The sequence below is a fragment of the Gemmatimonas sp. genome (genome assembly GCF_044344655.1).
Classification (GTDB): Bacteria; Gemmatimonadota; Gemmatimonadetes; order Gemmatimonadales; family Gemmatimonadaceae; genus Gemmatimonas.
This window is the reverse complement of record NZ_JBIJCN010000037.1, coordinates 1-22,099: the sequence shown is the minus strand read 5'-3', so window position 1 is coordinate 22,099 and position 22,099 is coordinate 1. Positions and strand designations below refer to the sequence as shown.

Here is a 22,099-nt window from a genome sequence, read left to right as displayed (position 1 = left end):
CGACTACCACGTCAGTCCGCGCAGGTACGCGAAGTTTTCCTGCGCGCTCGCCAGTTCGTCGCCGCTCCCCTCCTGCTCGACAAAACACGGCTTCTTCTCGAGCTCCGGCACCGCAGCCAGAAAGCTCTTGAGGTCGAACACGCCCTTGGCGAGCTCCGTATCCTTGGTGCGATCGGCGATGACGTTCTTGAGGTGAAAGCTCCAGCAGCGGTTGCGATACTGCTGCAGGAACGCCAGCGGGTCGCCGCCGCCCATGAGCATGTTCCCCACGTCGAGCTGGAAGCGCACGAGCTTGGGGTCGGTTTCGGCGAGGAAAACATCCATGGGCTTCTGCCCCATGATGCGCTTCTCGTGATTGGGCTCGTTATGGAGCGCAATCCACAGCCCGAACCGACGCGCCACTTCGCCGGCGCTGTTGAAGCGGTTGGCCCAGAGCTTCACCACCTCGATGCTCTTGTTGGCTTCGGCCGGGAGACTGGGCGCCGTGAGGTACGTCATGCCCAGCTCCTTCGCTTCGGCGCACCGCTGCTCCCATTCAGTCAGGATTGTCTCTGGGGCCATGTGCGCGGAGGGGGCCTTGAGCCCGGTAGCCTTCAGTGAGGCTTTGAGCTCCGTGAGGCTCTGCCCGAAGTTCTTGAAGCTCCAGAGTAGTTCCACATCGGTGTAGCCGATCTTCGCCAATGCCTCGAGCGTGAGCTCCGGCGCAGCCCTCATGGCGTTGCGCACGGCGTACAACTCGATGCCGATGCGATCGAGCTTGGCCGCCGGTGCAATGGCGAGCAGACGGCGGCTGACAAGCGCCGCGGCGGACGCGGCGAGGAACGAGCGACGGCGCATGGGCGGGACCGGGAAGCGGGGGCAGGCAGCGGGGGCAGGCAGCGGGGGCAGGCAACGGGGGCAGGCAACGGGGGCAGGCAGCGGGGGAACGCTCCCGGGAAACTACCCCCGAACGCGTCCCCTGACACGCGCGTATCCTTGGGTATCCCGATTTCCCCCTTCGGAGCTCCGATGTCCTTTCTATCCGTCCGTACGTCGTTCGCCCTGGCGCTCCTCAGCGCCGGCACTCTCCCCGCCCAGAACGCGGCGCCGGTCACACCGGCGACGGCGTGGGATCCCCAACAGACCCTGCGCACCGAAACATTCGTGCGGCCGCCCGCGAACATCGAGCGGATGATCATGGCGCCGCGCGTGGACATCTCGTTCACCAGCCAGAGCCCCGATGGCCGCTGGTTCCTGCGCACGAGCGGCACCGATCGCGGAGACATCAGGGCGTACGGTGCGCCGCACATCTGGCTTGGCGGGCTGCAAATCGACACGCGCGCCAACCGGGCGCGCAGTGTGACGACGAGCACGCGCACCGGCCTCACGCTCGTGGCACCGCAGAGTGGCGCGGCACGCACCATTCAGGTGCCGGCCCGTGCCACGATTTCGTCGCCGGTCTGGTCACCGCGCGGGACGCATGTGGCCTTCATCGCCAACTTTCCCTCGGCGAGCTACGCGTACGTGGCCGACGTAGCCACCGGCCGCAGCACGCGTCTCTCCGAGCGGCCGCTGCTGGCGACGCTGGTCACGGACCTCGACTTCACCGCCGACGGCCGTCACGTGGTAGCGGTACTGGTGCCCACTTCCCGCGGTCCCGAACCGCAGCACGGGGCCGATGGCATCGAAGATGGTCCGCAGGTTCGGCTCACGGAATCGCGCGCCGTGCCGCAGCCAGTGCACTTCTCGCTGCTGCAGGACCCGCACGACAAGGCACTCCTCACGTACCACACCACCGGGCAGGTGGCGCTGATTGACGTACGGAGCAAGGCGGTGAAGCCTGTGGGCGCGCCCACGATGGTTCGGGCCCTCGACGCCGCCCCCGATGGCCGCTACCTGCGGGTCACCCGCATGGCGGAGCCGTTCTCGTACCTCGTGCCGGTCAGCAGCTTCGGCGCGGTCCAGGAACTGTGGGACGCGACGGGCAAGGTGGTGGCGGTCCTGAGTACCACCACCACGCGGGAAGGGCGCGACGCTGACTTCGGCGCGGCCATGCGCACCGTCTCGAGCGATACCGGCAAGCGCAATGTGCAGTGGAATCCGATCGGCCCCGGGCTGATCTACCTCCAGAATGTCCCGGCAGCCGGAGCCCCGGTGCCGTCGGGCACGCGTAACGGGAGCGAAGGGGGAGCGTCGGCGCGCACCGCCGGCATGGCCCCCGTGCAGGTGCGGGCGCCCCGCGGACAGCTGGTGCTGTGGAAGGCCCCGTTCGGTCCGAACGACACCACGGTGCTGTATCAGGGGGGGCCGCAGCTTTCGGCCGCCATGTACAGTCTCGACAGCACGACGCTCTTCGTGAGCGACAGCGGCGCGGTGATTGCCGTGCGCGTGAAGAATCCCGCGGATCGCTACAACCTCGGGCGCAACGTGTCACTGCCATCGCTGCAGCGGGCCTTCGGCGATGGCGCCGCACCGCGTGGCTCGAGCGACAGCACCGCTGGCCAGCTGCTTACGCGCCGGGTGGGCAACGCGAGCTACGTACTGTTGGCGAAGGATGGCAAGCAGGTCGCCGTGAGCGGTACGCGCGTGCCCGGGGCCAACTGGGCCACGCAGGCGCCGCGGCCGTGGCTCGATCGTCTCGACCTGACCACGAAGACGCGCACGCGCCTCATGGACTCGCCGGCCGATGCGTACGAAGAGTTCGTGGCGGCACTCGACGCGGATGTGACCCAGTTCCTCGTCACGCGCGAATCGCGCACCACGATCCCCGATGCGTGGCTGCGCACCGCCGGCACGTCAGACGCGAAGCAGCTCACGAAGAACGTGGACGTGGGGCCCGAAGTGAGCGGCGCCATCTTCAAGCGGATCAAAGTCACGCGCCCGCGCGACGGCACCAGCTACTGGACCGACGTCACCCTGCCACGCGACTGGAAGCCCGGCCAGAAGCTCCCCGGCATCATCTGGTTCTATCCGCGCGAGTACACGAGCGCCACGGACTACGAGCGCTCGCGCTGGAACACGAACATCAACGCCTTTCCCACCGTACCGAGCGCCCGTCCGGCGTCGAGCATGCAGCTGTGGGCGGCAGCCGGCTATGCGCTCATTCAGCCCGACATCCCGATCTACGGCAGCGCCGGGCGCATGAACGACAATTACACCCGCGATCTCGAGGAGAATCTCGACGCGGTGCTCGACGCAGTCGTGGATTCCGGCTTCGTGGACCGCGACAAGATGGGGATCGGCGGGCATAGCTACGGCGCCTTCAGCACGGTCAACGCGATGACACTCATGCCGAACTTCAAGGCAGGCATCGCTGGTGACGGCATGTACAACCGGACGCTCACGCCGTTCGGGTTCCAGAGTGAGCGCCGCAACTTCTTCGAGGCCAAGGATACGTACCTCGACATGTCGCCGTTCCTGCGCGCCGACAAGATGTCGGGTGCCCTGCTGCTCTACCATGCCTGGGAAGATCAGAATCAGGGCACCGCGCCGATGTCATCCACGCGTATGTACGCCGCGCTGCAGGGGCTCGGCAAGCCCGCCGCGTTATACATGTATCCGTACGAGGATCATTCCGTCGCGACCTATGCCAGCGACCTCGATCTCTGGGCCCGCTGGGTGGCGTGGATGGATATCCACGTGAAGCATGGCGCGAAGGTGGGGGCGGTGAAGGCGATGGTACCGTGAGTCATTACTGACCACGGCGCACGTGCACTGAAGGCTCCCGGCTCGCCCCTATATTTCCCCGATGTCCGAACCCGTCGCTGCTCCCGTCCCCGGCTTCCGGCCCGTGCCCCGCACGGGCGTCATCTACGTCATGGATCGCGCCCGCGAGCTCGGTTTTCGCGCCGGCGCGGAGGGGTGGTGTAACCTGGGACAGGGACAGCCCGAGACAGGGCCGCTTCCGGGAGCACCGCCGAAACCCTCCGATGTGGCGATATCGGCCGACGACTACGAGTACGCGCCCGTCGGCGGCATCGAGGCGCTGCGCCGTGCGGTGGCCGACCTGTACAACGCACGCTATCGCCAGGGGAAGGCCAGTCAATACGGGCCGGAGAACGTCTGCATCTGCGGCGGTGGCCGTTCCTCGCTCACGCGCGTCGTCGCCAGCCTTGGCAACGTGAACCTCGGGCACGTGCTGCCCGACTACACGGCCTACGAGGAACTGCTCGAGATCTTCGGCACCTTCAGCGCGATCCCGCTGCTGCTCGAGCCCGAAGCAGGCTACGCGCTGAGCACCAAGAACCTCCGCCGCGAGATTACCGGCCGCGGCCTGGGGGCCCTGCTGCTCTCCAACCCTGCCAACCCCACGGGGCGCGTGCTACGCAGCAGTGCTTTGAGCGCGTGGGTACATGAGGCCCGAGAGCTCAAGTGCACGCTCGTGCTGGACGAGTTCTATTCGCACTATTTGTGGGACGAGGGGCTCGCGAAGGGAGCGACGGTGAGCGCCGCCGAGTTTGTGGACGACGTGAACGGCGATCCCGTGGTGATCCTCGACGGCCTCACCAAAGGATGGCGCTGCCCCGGCTGGCGACTCAGCTGGATCGTGGGCCCGGCCAGTGTGATCGAGGCCGCCACCAGTGCCGGCAGCTTTCTTGACGGCGGCGGCAACCGGCCGTTGCAGGAGGCCGCCTGCACCCTGCTCGAGCCCGCGCGCGCCCGGCAGGAGGTGATCGCCATTCACGACGCGTTCGCGCGCAAGCGACGCATGCTCGTGGACGGGCTCCGGACCGCCGGCCTCACCGTCGAGCACGAACCCGATGGCGGCTTCTACGTGTGGGCCAACGTGTCGTCACTCCCTGCCCCGCTCAACGATGGCGAGGTGTTCTTCGAGGCCGCCCTGCGCGAACGGGTGATCACGGTGCCGGGAATCTTCTTCGACATCAACCCCGGCAAGCGCCGCGCGGATCACACGTCGCGATTCCGCCAGTACATGCGCTTCAGTTTTGGCCCTGACGAGGCGGCGGTGCGCGCGGCGGTGCAGCGTATCCAGGCGATGGTGCAGCGCGGGGGCTGAGCGCGTCTCGTACCGCCACGGCGATCGGGAGCTCCCCGCAGTCGGGCGTCGGGCTCGCACGTGGCGGGGACGTTACCCCTGGTGCATGTAGGCGGCAAACAGCTCCACCATGTCGGGCGGGATGCGGGTGATGCGCCCGGTCTCGCGCGCCAGCAGGGTCCATAGGGACCGGCCGCGGCACAGCACGTGGTCATCGGAGGTTCGGACGATTTCGGTCAGGCGCTCGAAGCGCCGGGAATCGACCGTCCCGATCCAGGTGCGCGCCACGATGGGATCACCCATCACCGCTTCGCGGCGGTAGTCGATCTCGTGCCGTGTGGCCACCCACCCATACGCCTGCTGCATGGCCGGCGGGGCGCTCACATTCCAGTGCTCGAGCGCCACATCGAAGATCCAACGTAGGTACACCACGTTGTTCACGTGGTCATTGTCGTCGATGTCCGATGGCACCACGGTGATGGGGAGCTCGAAAACCTGATGGCCGTGCTTCGCGAAAGACATGGCGCCCTGGACAAATGCTGAAAAAGACTGATCACGGGGGTTGAGCAACTCGCGCACGGGGCGGAATTTAGCGCCATGCGATTCTCCTCGGGGCGCGCCCTGCGCGATCAGCCGGCTCACGCCGTCACCTTCTTCGGGATGTCGGGGGTTGGCAAAACCACCCTCGCGGGCCTCCTGCAGAAACACGACTGGTTCCAGTACTCGGTCGACTACCGTATCGGCACGCGGTACATGGGCGAGCACATCGTGGACAACTTCAAGCGCGAAGCGATGAAGGTGCCGTTTCTCCGGCAGCTGCTACGCTCCGACTCGATCTACATTCGCTCCAACCTCTCCTTCGAGAATCTCAGTCCGCTCTCCACCTACCTCGGTAAGCCGGGACGTGAAGCGCTTGGTGGTATTCCCTTCACCGAGTACCGGCGCCGGCAGGCGCAGCACCGTGCGGCGGAGGTCCGCGCGCTGCTCGACATTCCCGAGTTCATCGAGCGGGCCAAGGACATTTACGGGTACGCACATTTCGTGTGCGACTCCGGCGGGAGTCTCTGCGAGGTGGTCGACCCATCGGATCCGTCCGATCCGGTGCTGCAGTGCCTGTCGCAGCACACGATGCTCGTGTACATCCGCGGTACCGCCGAGCACAGTCGCATGCTGGTGGAGCGGTTCCGCAGGCACCCGAAGCCGATGTACTACAATCCGGCCTTTCTCGATCAGAAGTGGGCGGAGTACATGGCGCTGCGTGACATCCGCGACGAAGCGCTCGTGGATCCCGACGAGTTTTCCGTGTGGGGCTTCGAGCAACTGCTCGCCCACCGCATCCCTCTCTACGAAGCGATCGCCGCGCGCTACGGCTACGTGATTGACATGGAGGACGTCCCCGGCGTGAAAACCGAAAGCGACCTACTCAGCCTTCTGGCGCGTACGATCGACCGGCAGGTGGATGCCACCGGCACGCACGGGAGCCCACGGCCATGAGCCAGACCACCTCACGGCTCCGCTCGATCGTCGGCGGGTCGATCGGCAACCTGGTCGAATGGTACGACTGGTACGCCTACTCGGCCTTTTCCCTCTACTTTGCCAAGGCCTTCTTCCCACCGGCCAGTCAGACGGCGCAGCTTCTCAACACGGCGGCCGTGTTTGCGGTGGGGTTCTTCATGCGTCCAATCGGCGGGTGGCTCATGGGCCGCTACGCCGACAAGCACGGCCGGCGCGCGGCACTGACGTTCAGCGTGATGCTCATGTGCGGCGGTTCGCTGCTGATCGCCATCTCGCCGAGCTACGCCACTATTGGTCTCGCGGCCCCCGCCCTGCTGCTCTTCGCCCGGTTGCTGCAAGGATTGAGCGTGGGCGGTGAGTACGGGGCGAGCGCCACCTACCTGAGCGAGATGGCCGGCCAACGGCACCGTGGGTTCTGGTCAAGCTTCCAGTACGTCACGCTCATCGGCGGTCAGCTCATCGCGCTCGCGGTCCTGCTGGTACTGCAACGGTTCCTCACCAAACCGGAACTGGAAGCGTGGGGGTGGCGCATCCCATTCGTGATCGGTGCGCTCTGCGCCGTGGTGGCGATCTGGCTGCGCCGGTCCATGGAGGAAACGAGCGACTTCACCAAGGACAAGGCGTCGCGTCCGCAGGCGAGTGCCGCGGCCACCATCCGCGGGCTGATGGAGCATCCGCGGGCCGTCCTCACGGTCGTGGGGCTCACCGCCGGCGGCACGGTGGCTTTCTACACGTTTACCACGTACGCCCAAAAGTTTCTGGTGAACACGGTGGGCTTCACCGCCCCGCAGGCCACGTTCATCAACGCCATCACGCTGCTGGTGTATCTCTGCCTACAGCCGGTCGTCGGGGCACTTTCTGATCGCATTGGCCGGCGCCCCGTCCTCACGGCCTTCGGCGTACTGGGCTCTCTTGGCACTGTGCCCCTCTTCCGCGCGCTCGAGACCACGCACTCGGTGAGCGGCGCCATCTGGCTCTTGCTCGCGGCGCTCACCGCGGTCAGCGGATACACGGCGATCAACGCCGTGGTGAAGGCCGAGCTCTTTCCCACGAGCATCCGTGCCCTCGGGGTCGGATTCCCCTACGCCGTCACGGTGGCGCTCTTCGGTGGCACCGCCGAGTATATCGCGCTGTACTTCAAGAACATCGGACACGAGCAGTGGTTCTACTGGTACGTGACCGCCTGCATCGTGGCGTCACTGCTCGTGTACGTGACCATGCGCGAGAGTTCGAAGCTCGGGCATATGAGCGACTGAATGCGTGGCTGGCGTCACGGCCGCCACACTGCGTCTGCGCTCGCATTGCCCACGCGGTCCACGGCATTCACCACCACGCCGTCCACTCCGCTCGCGGCGATATCGACCGTGCGCTGGGTGGATGGGACGAGGCGCTGCCGCCACGCACCGTTCACCCGCCAACGCAGCAGCCACCACCAGGCATCGCCCGACGCCGACGTGGTGACTTGCAGCGAACTCCCGCTCGGCACCACGGTCAGCGCCAGCGCCGCGGGGGCGGTGCCATCGAGCCAGGTGGTGGCGGGTGGGATGGCCCCTCCCGCATACAGTCCGCCGGCGAGAGCGGTCGCAAACCCGAGCCGATTGGTTCGCACGCTCGTGGCGTTGTACAGAATGCTCCCAGTGGCACCACCCGACGTGGCCGCCGCCTCACGAACGAGCGCCACCTGCGAGGGGATCTCGGCGGCCGAGAAGGGGCCGGGATCCGTCCCGATCCGATAGGACGCCAGCCCAGGCCACAGGTGTCGCCGCATCGTGTTCTGTTGTGCCCACCATCCCAACAGCGCCGGAAAGCTCTGCCCCGAGCTGGCAATGCTCCAGTACAGCTGTGGCGCGAAGTAATCCACCCACCCGCTCTGCAGCCAGCGCCGCGAATCGGCGTAGATCGTGCCGAAAGCGTCGAGCCCCGTGATGCCGGCGGGATTCCCCGGTCGCCAGATCCCGAAGGGGCTGATCCCCACGCGGGCGGTGGCCCGCTCCTCATGGACCGCACGATACATGCGCTCCACGAACCGGTTCACGTTGTCGCGCCGCCAGTCACCCAGGGAGAGCGCACCACCGCCCTGTTGGTAGCGCCGATACGTGGCACTATCGGGGAAACTCGTGCAGGTATCGGGATACGGGTAGAAGAAGTCGTCGATGTGGACCGCGTCGACGTCGTAACGCCGCACCACATCGCGCATGACCGCGATCGCCTGATCGTGTACCGCCGGTTCCCCCGGATCGAACCACAGCTGCCCGCACTTGCGTACGAGGTCGGGGCGTCGCACGGCGAAATGCGATGGGGCCAGCGTGAGGGTGTCACGCAGGTTCCCCGCGCGGAACGGGTTGAACCAGGCGTGGAGCTCAAGTCCACGCAGGCGCGCCTGCTGGACGGCGTACGCCAGCGGATCGTAGCCGGGGTCGGCCCCCTGCACCCCGTTGAACACCCGCGACCACGGCTCGAGCGACGAGGGATACAGGGCATCACCGGCAGCACGCACCTGCAGCACAATCGCATTGAGGCCCGTCTGCTGCGCCACATCCATGAGCAGGCCGAGTTCCGCCTGCTGCTGCGCCGCCGTGAGTCCGGTACGCGACGGCCAGTCGATATTGGCGACCGTCGCGATCCACATGCCGCGGAACTCCCGCCCGATGGCCGGTACCGAAAAGACCGGAGGAGGTGGCGGGGGTGGCGGGGAGACGGGCCCCGGCTCGACCGGTGTCGTCTCCCCGCGGCAGGCTGCAACGCCCCACGCCGCGGCCAACAGGAGCGCGAGGCGTGCGCTGCGGGTCACTGCCCCTGACCGAGGGAGAAGCCCGACTGCCCGTCGAACGTGTACAGGTTCTCCGTTTTCACGAAGTCGAACCCGGCGTTTCCGACCCGCATCAGCAGGGACAGCAGCTGCATCAGCGTGACGGTCGATCCGGCCGGCGCCTGGAACCGGCAGCGCCAGTGGTCGGTGCAGAACGTTTCCGGCAATCCCCCCGGATACACCTTCACGCCCCGATTGGTGACCATCGTCAGCGCCAGGCCATCACCGTCCAACGCCGCAAGCTGCGGCCCCAGCAGCTCAGGGCGGCCGCGCCAGTGGAGAAACACGTCCACGCCGGTGAGTTCCTTGCGTGCCGGATGCAGCGTGGACACGCGCCCGGCCACGGCGATCGGAGAGCCCCCGGCATATGCCACCGGGGTAAAACGTGAGGGCTTCTTGCCGAGGCGATCGATGACGGCCTGCGCAAACGCGTCCGTCCCGACCTGCAACTCCGATACCTTCTCATGGTAGATGTCGCCCGTATGGACGCCGTCTTCCAGCGTGGCGAGCCACGCATTGTGAATGCGCTCGGCCACCTCACCCTGACCGATGTGCACGAGCATCATCACCGCTGCGAGGAGCAGTCCGCTCGGGTTGGCGATCCCCCTCCCCGCAATGTCCGGCGCGCTCCCATGAACCGCTTCGAACATCGCGCAATGCTCGCCGATGTTGGCTGATCCGCCCAGTCCCACGGAGCCTGTCACTTCGGCCACGATGTCGGAAATGATGTCGCCGTAGAGGTTGAGCGTCACGATCACATCGAACGTCTCGGGGCGCGTGGCCAAACGCGCGGCCCCGATGTCGATGATCATGTGATCGCTGGCGATATCCGGATATTCCTTCGCGATCTCGTTGAAGACCTGATGGAACAGGCCGTCCGTGAGCTTCATGATGTTGTCCTTCGTCATGCACGTCACGCGCTTGCGGCCGTTGGCGCGGGCATACTCGAAGGCGTAGCGGACGATCTTCTCGCACCCGGGACGAGACACCAGTTTGAGACACTGGTAGACCTCGTCGCTCTGGCGATGCTCGATGCCGGCGTAGAGGTCCTCCTCGTTCTCGCGCACGATGACCACATCCACGCCCGGATGCTTCGTGGCCACATAGGGGTCATAGCTCACGCTCGGGCGCACGTTGGCGTAGAGCCCCAGCGTCTTGCGCACGGTCACGTTGAGGCTCTTGAAGCCGCCGCCCTGGGGGGTCGTGATGGGGGCCTTGAGAAACACCTTGGTGCGACGCAGGCTCTCCCAGCTCGTGGCTTCAATCCCGCTCGACTGACCACGGGCGTACACGGCCTCCCCGATCTCGATGGTTTCGGGGGCGATGCGCGCGCCGGCGGCCTCCAGCACGCGGAGGGTGGCACGCATGATCTCGGGGCCGATGCCGTCGCCGTGGGCGATCGTAATGGGAACGTTCTGCATGTGGAATGCTCGGAGTCGGTGGGAAGAGGGGAGACAGGCACGATGTACGGCTGCACGCCTGTGTGCCAGTGCCCGCCCGGGCGCTCCTCTTGCGACGGCCGCGGACTTCGGCGAACGTCGCGACATGCACTCCACACGGACCATGCGCATCGGGATCGATCTCGGTGGCACCAAGATCGAAGCCGTCGCCATCGACCATGCGGGCGAGGTGGTCGCACGCCAGCGCGTGCCCACCCCCCGGAACTACGATAAGACGCTGGCGACCATCGTCAGCCTCGTGCAGGCGCTCGAGCACACGCTGGGGCAGCCGGGCACGGTCGGCATGGGCATTCCGGGCACCGTGGTGCCGGAGACGGGGCTCGTGAAGAACGCCAACTCCACTTGGCTGATCGGCCGGCCCCTCACGAAGGACCTGGAGAGGGCACTTGGTCGTGAGGTGCGTATCGAGAATGACGCGAACTGTTTCGCCCTCTCCGAAGCGACCGACGGCGCCGCGGCCGGGGCGCCCGTGGTGTTCGGCGTGATCCTGGGGACCGGCGTGGGTGGCGGCGTAGTGATCGACGGGCGGGTGCTGCGCGGGCGCAACCTCATTGGCGGCGAATGGGGCCACAATCCCCTGCCCTGGCCACAGCCCGGAGAGGAGCCCGGCCCCGCCTGCTACTGTGGAAAGCCCGGATGCATCGAAACGTGGATCTCCGGCCCCGGTGTGGCGGCCGATCACGCTCGCGTATCAGGGGCCGTCCTCACCGCCCCCGAGATCATGACGGCCGCCGCCCACGGCGAACCGGCCGCCGTGCTCACGCGCACCCGCCTCGTGCACCGGGCCGCGCGCAGTTTGGCCACGATCATCAATGTGCTCGATCCGCACGTAATCGTGCTGGGAGGAGGGCTGTCAAACGCGGAGGGGCTCGCCGAGGACCTCGAGCGCGAAGTGGCGCCCTGGGTGTTCTCCGACGCGGTCCAGACGCGGATCGTGGTCAATCGGCACGGCGACTCGAGCGGCGTGCGCGGCGCGGCCTGGCTGTGGCCGGCGGACAGCGCAGGCGGGTCAGGCGCGCAATAGGCCCACTTGGAATCGAACCAAGATCTTCGGCTCCAAAGGCCGAGGTAATAGCCGTTATACGATGGGCCAGCAGACGACGCTGCAAACTATCGTGAACGGGGCGGCAGAGGGAGGGGCTGTCCTGATCCCCCGGAAAACGAAACGGCGGGAGCCCCTGGGGCTCCCGCCGTTCGCTATTCCCAGTGCACTCAGGCGTCAGAGCTCGTAGCGCACACCCAGCTGCATCTGATAGCGGTTGCCGATCTTCACCGTGCGTCCGAAGTTTGGATTCACGCGGTACCGGTATTCACGCGTGGCCTGATCGAAGCCGATCACGTTGAGGAGCGTCTGGTTGGCACCCGGGACGGCGCGCACGGCCCCCCAGTTGTGGTTCAGCAGCGCGGCCGCGTTGAACACGTCGAGCGTGAGTAGCGCACGCTGGCCGCGGATGGCGGGCAGCTTCTGCGTGAGGCGCACGTCGACCTGCGTGACGAACGGGTTGCGTACGGAGTTGCGGTCGGCGATGCGGCCGATGTTGCCGCGCAGGTACTCCCCGCCGATGTTGGCCGGGTTGTCATAGACCAGACGTAGCGAGTCGGCGAAGCCCGGGCGCAGCCCGGCCGTAGACGGGTCGAAGATGAAGGCAAGGTCGTTCTGGTTCCCGAACGAGCTGCCCGCGCCCACGTCGTCGCCGTTGATGTCCTGCGCCACCGTGGCCGACCACGGCGAGCCGCTCTGGCCGATCAGACGCGCGCTGAACTGGAAGCCGGCGATTTCCGGCGTGGCCCCGTACAGCACGACCTTGTGGCGGAAGTCGTTCGCACTCGCCCCCCAAGTGGCGACACGCGGATCGCTCGGTACCGGCGTGAACACCGACGTGATGGCGATGCAGCAGTTGAACGAGCTGTTGTCACGCGTTTGGTTCCACGTGAACGAGCCGTTGATGGAGCCGCCGCGCGGCAGGCGCAGGGCGCCGTCCAGCACGAACGCCTTCTGATGCTGCGCCGCGTCGCTGCGCAGCTCGAGCACGCGCTGAAACTGCGTGAACGGACGGGCGAGCACCGGGTTACGGCCGCCGGCCGCGGTGATCGACGTGGCCGGCACGAACACACCACGGCCGCCTTCGTTGGCCAACGTGAAGTCCGGATTGACGCGCAGGTTCAGATCGTAGTAGCGGTACAGGTCGCTCACCTGCGAGTACTGCGCCGCCGCGCCGAGCGTGAGATTGCCGTTGAACAGGCGACGCTGATAGGCGATGTCGCTCTTCCACGTGCGCGGCACCTTGAAGTCGTCGTCGAACATGTTGATGTACGACGGACGCCGCGTGCTCCCCTGCGGAATCCCCGGCACGTTGGCGAACGACTGCCGGTAGGAGACGAAATCCGGCGTGGGCACGGCGGCGCCGGTGAGCAGCAGATCGGCGAGCTGCGTCCCGTCGTTGAGCAGGTGATTGATCTGCACCATGTAGTGCGGCTGCGCAGTGAACATGCCGCTTCCCACACGGACCAGGTTGCGCCCGGCTTCGCCCGGCGTCCAGGTGAGCTGCGCGCGCGGCTGGATCGCCAGGTCGCTCGGCTTCACGTCGGTCCGGCGGCTGAACGTCTGCTCCACCAGCACGTTGCGGTTGGCCGGTGTGAGGAACGCCGACATATCGGCGCGGAGGCCGCCGGTCAGGTTCAGGTTGGGACGTACGCGATACTCACCCTGCACGTACGCACCGCCGTCATACACCCACTGGCGCATGCGCGGCTCGAGCGACTGCAAGGGCACCAGTCGCGCGAAGCTCGACGGGCGGCGCGCCTCGAGCGCGGCGAGATTGGGGAACTGGAAGAGGCCGTCGGTCTCGATCGACACGAACATCGACAGGTTGTTGATCGAGTGGTCCGTGCCGGCCGTGAACGACGTCCGCTCACCGTCCCAGCGCAGCACGTTCACCAGCTGGTACGACTCTTCCGTCTGCAATTCGGGGCTAGTGCGCTGGCCGCCGAACTGGAGGATCTGGTTCGTGCCGGTGCTGCCCGTGGGCAGCGTGGACGACACGTTGACCCACGCGCGCGGGAGGCGCGTATTGGGCTCGTTCTCGAGCAGGCGATTGGTGTAGGCGAGGCGGAAGTCGTTCGTGAGCGCGTTGCTCAGCGTGGACTTCACCGACGCCATGACCTGCAGTTCCTGCGACTTCTGGTTGCCCCGGCTCTCCAGCACCGACAGTTCGCGATCGGGGATGGAGTTGCTGTAGAACCAGTCCGAATAGGTGGTGCGCAGCGTGGCGCGGTGTGCGTCGTTGATCTGCCAGTCGAGGCGCGCGAACACGGTATTAAGCGCGTTGCTGCGGTCGAACACGCCCACCTGACGGCCGGCGGGGAGTCCGTATTGCGCCGACAGGATGTTTAGGAACCGCGTGACCGAGTCGGGGGCCACCTGGAGACGCGCCCAGTCGGCGGCGTTGTCCACCTGCAGGGTGCTGAACGGCTCCGCCACCTGCTGACGGTCGTAGGCCACGAAGTAGTGCAGCTTGTCCTTCTTGATCGCGCCGCCGAGCGCGCCACCGAACTGCCAATTTTCGAAGTTGGTGATGCGCTGGCCGAGGAAGTTGGTGTTGGTGGTCAGCGCCTGATTGCGGTTGTACGCAAAGAGGGAACCCGACGTGGTGTTGGTACCGGCGCGCGTGGCGACATTGACCGCGCCGGCGCCCTGCCGTCCCTGCGTCACGTCGTACACGTTGGTGACGACTTCGAACTCGCGCACCGCTTCCACCGAGATGGAGTATGGGCCGCGGCCGAAACCGGCGCCCCAGAGCGTGTTCTTGGCCTGTACACCGTCTACGCGGATGTCGGTGCTCGTCACGCGACCGCCGGCGATCGACGAGCTCGACGTGATGATACCGCCGGTGCCGGCGCGGCTGGTGGTGGGGGCGATGATCGAGAGGTCGGCGAAGGAGCGGTCCTGAATGGGCAGCTGCCGGATTTCCTTTTCGCCCACCACCACGCTGCCGCCCACACGCTCGGTGCGCTTGTTCTCGCGATCGGCGCGCACGTCGACGGCGCCAAGTTCCTGCGCGGACTGCTGGAGGGTGATGTCGAGGGGGACGCGGTCACCGAGGTTGAGCATCAGCCCCGTGCGACGGACCGGCTGGTAGCCGAGCTGACGGACGGAAATCGTGTAGGGACCGCCGATCGGCAGCTGCGGGAACACGTACCGGCCGCGCGCGTCGGTGGTGCGCGTCTGCTGGGTACCCGTGGCCTCATTGCGGGCCGTGACCGAGGCGCCCACCACCGGGGCACCGGCGGCCGTGCGGACCTGACCGGTCACGAACCCTTCGGTGGCCTGCGCCGGCAGGCGCGTGGGGAAACAGGCAAGGGGCAGCGGGGCCGACACCAGCAGCGCGGCTACCGCCAGACGACGAAGACGATCGGGGATCATCCGGAGGAATGGGAAAGAGGGTCGTTGGGGCCGGCTCATCCGGCCCAAGCGACCACACAGTCTCCCCGCTCTGTCACGGCCGCACGATGGCTCGGTGAACAGGAAGAGACGGGGAGGTCACAACGCCGTTTCCCAGGGCCATCCCAACGGGTTCCACTGCTGAGCGCCTTCTGCTACCTTACGGGGCTGCGGGGTACCGGTGCTCCACCGGCCGGTCTCCCCGCCGACCGTGGTTCCGGCTTTCACGACCTTCACTCACGCGAGACTCGCATGAGCCCCGATTCGGGCGTTCCGTCCCCGTCCCATCATCGCGGATTCAAGATCCTCTCCGGCACGGCCAACCGGCCCTTGGCAGAGGAAGTGGCTCGTTCGTTGGGGACGGAGCTGTGCAAGGTCACCTGCACCCGCTTTGCCGACGGGGAGGTGTTCGTGCGCATCGACGAGAACATCCGCGGCGAAGACGTGTTCGTGGTGCAGCCGACCAACCCGCCCGGCGAGAACATGCTCGAGCTGCTCCTGTTGATTGACGCGGCGCGCCGTGCTTCGGCCGCGCGCGTGACCGCGGTGTTGCCGTACACCGGCTACGCCCGTCAGGATCGCAAGGACCAGCCACGGGTGGCCATCGGCGCCAAGCTCATGGCCAACCTCATCGAAACGGCCGGCGCCGACCGGGTGCTCGGTCTCGATTTCCATGCGCATCAGATGCAGGGGTTCTTCGACGTCCCCGTCGATCACCTGTATGCCGCCCCGGTCTTCACGAACTACTTCCGCAAGAAGGAACTCAAGGACCTCGTGGTGGTCGCCCCCGACGTGGGATCGGCCAAGATGGCGCGCGGCTTTGCCAAGCGGCTCGACGCCACCTTCGCCATCATCGACAAGCGTCGCCCCAAGGCCAACGTGGCCGAGGTGATGAACGTGGTCGGCGAGGTCGAAGGGCGCGACTGCCTGATTCCCGATGACATGATCGACACCGCGGGCACCGTCTCCGAGGCGGCGCGCGCGCTCAAGAATCTCGGGGCCAACGACATCTACGTGTGCGCCACGCATGCGCTGTTCAGCGGCCCCGCTGTGGAGCGCCTGTCCAAGGCGCCCATCAAAGAAGTGGTGGTGACCGACACCATCAACCTGCCCCCCGAGCGGCGCTTCGACACGTTGCGCATTCTCTCGGTGGGTGACCTGCTCGCCAAGGCCATCCGCTTCACGCACGCGGATCAGTCGGTGAGTGTGCTGTTCGAGTAATTGCAGGACCCGCAGGACCGGCCGGGACGACCACTTCCGGTTACTCCCGAACCACTTTTTTCATTCGAGGCATTCCATGGCTACCGCCACGCTCAATGCGAACGTCCGCGCCGAGACCGGCAAGGGCGCCGCGCGCAAGATCCGTCAGGCTGGTGACATCCCCGCGGTCATCTACGGCCACAACCGTGACCCGCAGTCGCTCGTCCTCAACGCGCGCGAAACCGAAAAGCTCGTGAAGAGCATCGCCGTGAGCAGCACGGTCATCGAACTGGCCATCGAAGGCAAGACGGCCCGTACGCTCATCCGCGAAATCCAGCGCCACCCCTTCAAGCGCCACATCCTGCACATCGACTTCCAGGAGCTGGTGGCCGGTGAGACGGTGACGGTGAAGTGCCCGATCGTCTACATCGGCACGCCGGAAGGCGTGCGTCTCGACGGCGGCATCCTCGACCAGATCATGCACGAACTGCAGATCCAGGTCGATCCGAGCAACATCCCGAACCACATCGACATCGACATCTCGGCCCTCAAGGTCGGCAAGTCGCTGCACGTGTCCGACCTCAAGGTGCCCGCGGGCATCAAGATCGTTGATGACGCGAGCAGCACGGTGTGCATCGTGCAGCAGTCCAAGACGCACGCGGACGCCCCGGCCGCGGAAGGCGCCGCCGAGCCCGAACTCATTCGCAAGCCGAAGCCCGACGACACGAAGTAAGTCGTTCCTGGATTCACCCGCGGGGCGCGGTTTCCGTTCAGCATGGTCACTCCACGCTGGCGCATTCCGCGCCCCGCGCGTTTGCCCCTCCGCATGAAAGTCATCGTAGGACTCGGCAACCCCGGCCGCGAGTATGAGGCCACCCGTCACAACGTGGGCTGGTGGTTGGTGGACCATCTTGCCCGCCGCTGGCACTTCGAGCCGTTCCGCAAGGACGGCGAGGCCGTAAGCACCTCCGGCCTCGTGGGCACGAAGAAGGTCAAGTTGGTCAAGCCGCACACGTACATGAACAAGAGCGGCGAAGTGCTGCGCACGTACCTCAAGCGCGAGGGGTGGAGCGCCGCGCAGGACCTGCTCGTGATCGTCGACGAAGTGGCGGTACCCTGTGGCGAGTACCGGCTGCGCGCCGCCGGCAGCCCCGGCGGCCACAATGGACTCAAGAGCGTGGAAGCCCACCTCAAGTCGCCCGCATACCCGCGGCTGCGTATCGGCATCAAGCCGGTCGACGAGCGCCGGCAGATTGGCGATCTCGCCGATTTCGTGCTGCACCCCATGCCGCGCGACGAGCGCGAACTGGTGGACGGTCTCCTGGACCGAATGGCCACGGCGGTCGAACTGTGGATCGCCGAGGGCACGGAAAAGGCGGTCAGCACCATGGGGCGCTGACCGCCGTTCACCCGAAGCGACGTGGCGCGGCGACCGCTCAGCGCAGCCGTGGCTGTGTCTTGCGCGGCGCCTTCTGACAGGTGGGCCAGCTGAAGGCCCCGCCTCCCTGCCCGCCGCGCGGCGCGATTTGCTCGGCCGTCGCGCGCTCGCGTGTGATCTTGCTTGCGTCTTCACTCGCCAGGTAGGCCAGCATCGCCACCAGAGTCGCGTTGTGCTTCAGGTCGTCGAACACGACCTTGTCGTAGGTGTCACGGTTGGTGTGCCAGGTGTAGCTCCCGTAGTCCCAGCTGGTGCCACCCATGCCGAAGGCCGGCGCGCCGTAGCAGGCAAAGCTCGAATCGTCGGACCCGCCGCCTGACGGTGACCCGGGAATGCGCGGCGTGATCTGCTTCGCCATCTCGGTGGGGAGCTTCGACAACCAGTCGGTGAGGTGCACGCCCCCATTGGGCAGTCCACCCGCCCCCACGCTGAGAATGCGCCCGGTACCCCCGTCCTGATTGAAGAGGGCCTGCAGCCCCGCCACCACCTCCGGATGGTCTTCCGTGTAGGCACGCGATCCCACGAGACCGTGCTCTTCCGCCGTCCAGTGGCCCACGATGATCGTGCGCTTGGGCTTGGGATAGGCGGTGGCGAGCAGGCGAAACGCCTCGAGCATCGTCAATGAACCGGTCCCGTTGTCCGTCGCGCCACTGCCGCCGTCGAACGAATCGAAGTGCGCCGACAGCAGCACGTACTCGTCGGGCTTCTCGCTGCCACGGATCGTGCCGATCGTATTGAAGATCGGCTGTTCGCCCAGCAGCTCGGCGTCGAGGTTGAGGCGCACCGTCGGCGACTGGTTGTTCTCGGTGAGGCGGAACACCAGCCCGTAGTCCTCACACGACAACGCGATCGCCGGCGCGGTGGTGTTGTAGGTCTCGAACACGTCGATCGTGCCCCACGCATTCTTGGGGCGCGACGTGATGACGCCCGCGACCCCGCCCTGCTCAAGACGCACCCCGAGGCTGCCCGTGCCGAGCGCGTTGCTGTAGCCCGTGCCGCGCACGTTCACCCCGCCCCACTCGCGGGTGACCTCGGCACGCAGCGCGTCCATGCGCGCCTTGCTCTCGGGCGTGGCGTGCGTGGTCCAGTTGTCGGTGGGGCGGCAGGTGGGCTGCGGCGCCGACACGAGCACGAACTTGCCCTTCGCCGTGGGCAACCAGCGCACGAACTCCGTGCTGTCGGCAAAGCGCGGCAGAATGACCGTGGAGGCCGTGAGATCCTTCTTCTTCGTGCCGGGGCTCCAGGCGAGCATGGTGCCTTCCAGCGTGCGCACGCGCGGCGTGAGCAGGTCGAGGTGCGAATGGCCGCGCCGCCATCCGCGCCACGTGCCGATCTGCTCGTTCTTTCCCTCCACGCCCCACTGCTTGTAGAGCGACAACAGCCAGTCGTTGGCGGCCTTCTGGCGGGCCGTGCCGGTGAGGCGCGGGCCGATAGAGTCGAGGAGCGCCTGCGCCAGCGACTGGACCCGGGAGCTGTCCATCCCGAGACGCCACAGCCGTTCCAGCGTGGCGTCCGGTGTGGGGAAGGTGGCGGGCGCCTGCGCGCCGGCGGGGATGGCGAGACAGGCGGCGGCGAGACTGCCGACCAGCGTGCGCGAGAGTGCGTGGCGAACGAAGCGGAGCGGATGCATGATGGGGGGAGAGTTCCGGGTGGGTACGCAGGACAACCGGCAGCGGGCCAAAACGCGGCCGCGGGTTGTGATTCCCCCGCGAGCCAGCACTTTACAAGAATGCACCAGACTTCCGTTGTGTCGAGCGCCCGCCAGTGGCGCCCCGCCGGCATCGTCCGGGCCATGACCATGGTCGGCGCTGTCTCGGTGGGTGTGGCCGGATGTGCCGGTGAGGCGTCGCCAGACGCCTCCACCCTCACGGTGCTTGGCCCGGTCACGGAGTTCACGGCACCGGCCCCCGCCGGCAGCAACACCCCGCACCTCACCTTGGATGGTGCGGGCCGGGTGCTGATGTCATGGACACAGCGCCTTCCCGACTCCACCGTGTCGATTCAGATGGCCACGTGGAACGATACGGGATGGGACAGCACCCGCACGATCGCCACCGCCCGCCCGTTCTTCGTAAACTGGGCCGACTTCCCCGCCATCACGGCGCTTGGCAATGGCGACCTCGCCGCGCACTGGCTCGAGCGCGAAGGCGACAAGAAGTACGCGTACGGTGTGCGGGTGGCCCGCTCCGCCGATGGCGGACGTACCTGGAGCGCACCGGTCACCCCGCACACCGATGGTCTGCTGGCCGAGCATGGATTCGTCTCGCTCTGGCCCGATGGCCCGGATGGCGTAGGACTCGTGTGGCTCGACGGCCGCAAGAGCGCCATGCCCGACAGCACCAAGGAAATGACAGTGCGTACGGCCTCCCTCACGGCCGCCGGCACGTTGGAGGGCGAGGCGGTGGTGGATGCCCGCACCTGCGACTGCTGTCAGACGGGAACGGCTGCCACGAGAACGGGCCGGGTGCTGGTCTACCGCGACCGCAGCGACAAGGAAATCCGCGATATCAACATCGTGCGCAAGGTGGCGGACGGCTGGAGCGCGCCGCAGAACGTGCACGCCGACGAATGGATGTACCCCGGCTGCCCGGTCAACGGGCCGCAGGTGGCCGCGCTGGGCGACACCGTGGTGGTGGCCTGGTACACGGGCGCGCGGGACACGGCGCGCGTGAACATCGCGCGTTCCGAGGATGGCGGCGCGACCTTCGCCCCGCCGATCCGCGTGGACGACGGCGATCCGATCGGACGCGTGGACATCGTGCTCGACGATCAGGGGCATGCCGTCGTCGTCTGGCTCGAGCAGCGGTCCCCCACCGAGGCCGAGGTCCTGGCGCGCAAGGTGGTGGGGACCCAGCTCGGTGAACCCCGCGTGATCTCGCGCACGACCGGCGCCCGCCAGAGCGGCTTTCCGCGAATCGTTCGGCACGGTTCCGACGTAGTAGCGGCGTGGACCACCGTGAATCCGCTTCAGGTTCACGTGGCCCGCTTCGCCTTCACTCCTACCTCTCCACGATGATCGCTCATTTTGCGCGCCCCATGTCGCGCACGCTGCTGACCGGCGCCCTGGCGACCGCCATCCTGCCCTCCTCGCTCATCGCGCAGGACGCGCCAAAGAAGACGCCAGTCGACGCCGGCGCCAACGGTGCCGCGCTGCCGCTCAAGCACGCGCCGCGCCCCACCACCGGAGCCATCACGTCGCAGGACCTGATGACCCGGCTCTACATCTTCGCCGACGACTCACTCGCCGGCCGCGACGTGGGGACCGCGGGGCACTTCAAGGCCACCACGTACATTGCTGGTGAACTCAAGCGGCTCGGCCTCAAGCCCATGGGTGACAGCGGCAGCTACTTCCAGATGCTGCCCCTCAAGACCCGGAAGGTCGACCGCCTGTCGAGCTTCGTGGCGGGCGGCACCAATCTCGCCCTCGGCCAAACCTGGGGGTTCAGCGGCAGCGGTAACATCACCATCGACGATGCCGAAGTCTTCTTCGCCGGGCCGCTGCCGGAGGAAGGGATGCCGACGGTCACCCCCGAGCAGGCCAAGGGGCGCGTGGTGGCGTACAGCATCACCGGCAACCCGGCGCTGCAGCGCTCGGTCGTGGGGCGCGTGGAAGCGCCGGCCGGCAGTGTGGGTGTGCTGTTCCTGCTCCCGGTGCAAGCGCGCGGTGTGCTCAGTTACGTGCTGCAGGGCGGGCTGTCGCCGGTCGATACGAATGCCCCGCGCGACGCGCGCCTGTTCGTGACCGACTCGGCCACCATGCGCATCTTCGGCAGCGGCATGCAGATGCTCGCGCCCGGTGCACTTGGCGCCAAGGTGAACGTGAAGGCGCTGGTGGACATGCAGTCGCCCGCCTTCCCGGCGCGTAACGTGGTGGCGATGATCCCCGGCAGCGACCCGAAGCTCGCCACGCAGTACGTGGCGATCGGTGCGCACAGCGATCACGTGGGCACGGCGCGTCGCGCCATCGACCACGACTCGGTGCTGGTGTTCAACCGTATCGTGCGCCCTGCGGGTGCCGAAAACGAAGACAAGATGGGGAACGCCGAACAGTTCACGCAGATCAACGCCGAACTGGCCGAACTCCGCAAGACGCAGCCGGCGCGTCGCGACTCGATCTTCAACGGCGCCGACGACGACGGCTCGGGCTCGATGGCGGTGCTGGAAATCGCCGAATATCTCGCCACGCAGAAGGTGAAGCCCAAGCGCAGCACGCTGTTCGTGTGGCACGCCGGTGAAGAGAAGGGGCTGTGGGGATCGGCGC

The 22,099-nt window shown here is 67.0% G+C and carries 16 protein-coding genes and 1 tRNA gene; 10 read left to right on the top strand and 7 right to left on the bottom strand.

Annotation, left to right across the window (positions count from 1 at the left end; all coding sequences use genetic code 11):
• Positions 1 to 3: 3 nt before the first annotated feature.
• On the bottom strand, positions 4 to 837 hold the full coding sequence (locus ACIQ51_RS10480; protein ID WP_396204986.1) for a sugar phosphate isomerase/epimerase family protein: 834 nt from the start codon (positions 835 to 837) through the stop codon (positions 4 to 6).
• A 171-nt stretch (positions 838 to 1,008) separates the two neighbouring features.
• Here ACIQ51_RS10480 and ACIQ51_RS10475 point away from each other — a divergent pair, with 171 nt between their 5' ends.
• A complete protein-coding gene (locus tag ACIQ51_RS10475; RefSeq protein ID WP_396204985.1) occupies positions 1,009 to 3,666 on the top strand; it encodes a prolyl oligopeptidase family serine peptidase in 2,658 nt (885 codons plus the stop codon).
• A gap of 61 nt (positions 3,667 to 3,727) precedes the next feature.
• A complete protein-coding gene (locus ACIQ51_RS10470; protein WP_396204984.1) occupies positions 3,728 to 4,996 on the top strand; it encodes a pyridoxal phosphate-dependent aminotransferase in 1,269 nt (422 codons plus the stop codon).
• Between the two features lie 72 nt (positions 4,997 to 5,068).
• Here ACIQ51_RS10470 and ACIQ51_RS10465 read toward each other — a convergent pair whose 3' ends face one another.
• Positions 5,069 to 5,497, bottom strand: coding sequence for an acyl-CoA thioesterase (locus ACIQ51_RS10465; RefSeq protein WP_396204983.1), 429 nt, complete (start codon positions 5,495 to 5,497; stop codon positions 5,069 to 5,071).
• Between the two features lie 75 nt (positions 5,498 to 5,572).
• On the opposite strand from ACIQ51_RS10465, the gene ACIQ51_RS10460 reads away from it, so the two are divergent.
• Both ACIQ51_RS10460 and ACIQ51_RS10455 read left to right on the top strand, forming a co-directional pair.
• Positions 5,573 to 6,469 carry an ATPase gene (locus tag ACIQ51_RS10460; protein ID WP_396204982.1) on the top strand — a complete coding sequence of 299 codons (897 nt, stop codon included), beginning with the start codon at positions 5,573 to 5,575 and terminating at the stop codon, positions 6,467 to 6,469.
• The gene (locus ACIQ51_RS10455) at positions 6,466 to 7,746 is read left to right on the top strand and encodes an MFS transporter (protein WP_396204981.1); all 1,281 of its coding nucleotides are present in this window, start codon (positions 6,466 to 6,468) and stop codon (positions 7,744 to 7,746) included. The genes ACIQ51_RS10460 and ACIQ51_RS10455 overlap by 4 nt, the downstream gene beginning before the upstream one ends.
• A gap of 14 nt (positions 7,747 to 7,760) precedes the next feature.
• Here the strand turns inward: ACIQ51_RS10455 and ACIQ51_RS10450 are convergent, their stop codons facing one another.
• Both ACIQ51_RS10450 and ACIQ51_RS10445 read right to left on the bottom strand, forming a co-directional pair.
• Entirely contained in the window at positions 7,761 to 9,119 is a 1,359-nt protein-coding gene (locus ACIQ51_RS10450) for a glycoside hydrolase family 10 protein (protein ID WP_396204980.1), read from the bottom strand.
• A gap of 158 nt (positions 9,120 to 9,277) precedes the next feature.
• Positions 9,278 to 10,720: an NADP-dependent isocitrate dehydrogenase gene (locus ACIQ51_RS10445; RefSeq protein WP_396204979.1), complete on the bottom strand. Its 1,443-nt coding sequence runs from the start codon at positions 10,718 to 10,720 to the stop codon at positions 9,278 to 9,280.
• A gap of 124 nt (positions 10,721 to 10,844) precedes the next feature.
• Here ACIQ51_RS10445 and ACIQ51_RS10440 point away from each other — a divergent pair, with 124 nt between their 5' ends.
• Positions 10,845 to 11,783 (top strand): ROK family protein, encoded by a 939-nt coding sequence (locus tag ACIQ51_RS10440; protein WP_396204978.1) that lies wholly within the window; start codon positions 10,845 to 10,847, stop codon positions 11,781 to 11,783.
• Here the strand turns inward: ACIQ51_RS10440 and ACIQ51_RS10435 are convergent.
• Together ACIQ51_RS10435 and ACIQ51_RS10430 are read right to left on the bottom strand one after the other, a co-directional pair.
• A tRNA-Gln gene (locus tag ACIQ51_RS10435) sits at positions 11,781 to 11,851 on the bottom strand. The genes ACIQ51_RS10440 and ACIQ51_RS10435 overlap by 3 nt on opposite strands.
• 127 nt (positions 11,852 to 11,978) lie before the next feature.
• Positions 11,979 to 15,182: a carboxypeptidase regulatory-like domain-containing protein gene (locus ACIQ51_RS10430; protein ID WP_396204977.1), complete on the bottom strand. Its 3,204-nt coding sequence runs from the start codon at positions 15,180 to 15,182 to the stop codon at positions 11,979 to 11,981.
• A gap of 270 nt (positions 15,183 to 15,452) precedes the next feature.
• On the opposite strand from ACIQ51_RS10430, the gene ACIQ51_RS10425 reads away from it, so the two are divergent.
• The 3 genes from ACIQ51_RS10425 to pth all read left to right on the top strand — a co-directional run bounded on the left by ACIQ51_RS10425 (position 15,453) and on the right by pth (position 17,799).
• On the top strand, positions 15,453 to 16,421 hold the full coding sequence (locus ACIQ51_RS10425) for a ribose-phosphate diphosphokinase (RefSeq protein WP_396204976.1): 969 nt from the start codon (positions 15,453 to 15,455) through the stop codon (positions 16,419 to 16,421).
• A 76-nt stretch (positions 16,422 to 16,497) separates the two neighbouring features.
• On the top strand, positions 16,498 to 17,133 hold the full coding sequence (locus ACIQ51_RS10420) for a 50S ribosomal protein L25/general stress protein Ctc (RefSeq protein WP_396204975.1): 636 nt from the start codon (positions 16,498 to 16,500) through the stop codon (positions 17,131 to 17,133).
• A gap of 93 nt (positions 17,134 to 17,226) precedes the next feature.
• Positions 17,227 to 17,799, top strand: coding sequence for an aminoacyl-tRNA hydrolase (gene pth / locus ACIQ51_RS10415; RefSeq protein ID WP_396204974.1), 573 nt, complete (start codon positions 17,227 to 17,229; stop codon positions 17,797 to 17,799).
• Between the two features lie 37 nt (positions 17,800 to 17,836).
• Here pth and ACIQ51_RS10410 read toward each other — a convergent pair whose 3' ends face one another.
• Positions 17,837 to 19,468: a M20/M25/M40 family metallo-hydrolase gene (locus ACIQ51_RS10410; protein ID WP_396204973.1), complete on the bottom strand. Its 1,632-nt coding sequence runs from the start codon at positions 19,466 to 19,468 to the stop codon at positions 17,837 to 17,839.
• A gap of 99 nt (positions 19,469 to 19,567) precedes the next feature.
• Here ACIQ51_RS10410 and ACIQ51_RS10405 point away from each other — a divergent pair, with 99 nt between their 5' ends.
• A complete protein-coding gene (locus tag ACIQ51_RS10405; RefSeq protein ID WP_396204972.1) occupies positions 19,568 to 20,854 on the top strand; it encodes a sialidase family protein in 1,287 nt (428 codons plus the stop codon).
• On the top strand, positions 20,851 to 22,099 hold a 1,249-nt coding region (locus tag ACIQ51_RS10400), incomplete at its 3' end, for a M28 family peptidase (RefSeq protein WP_396204971.1). The genes ACIQ51_RS10405 and ACIQ51_RS10400, both read left to right, overlap by 4 nt.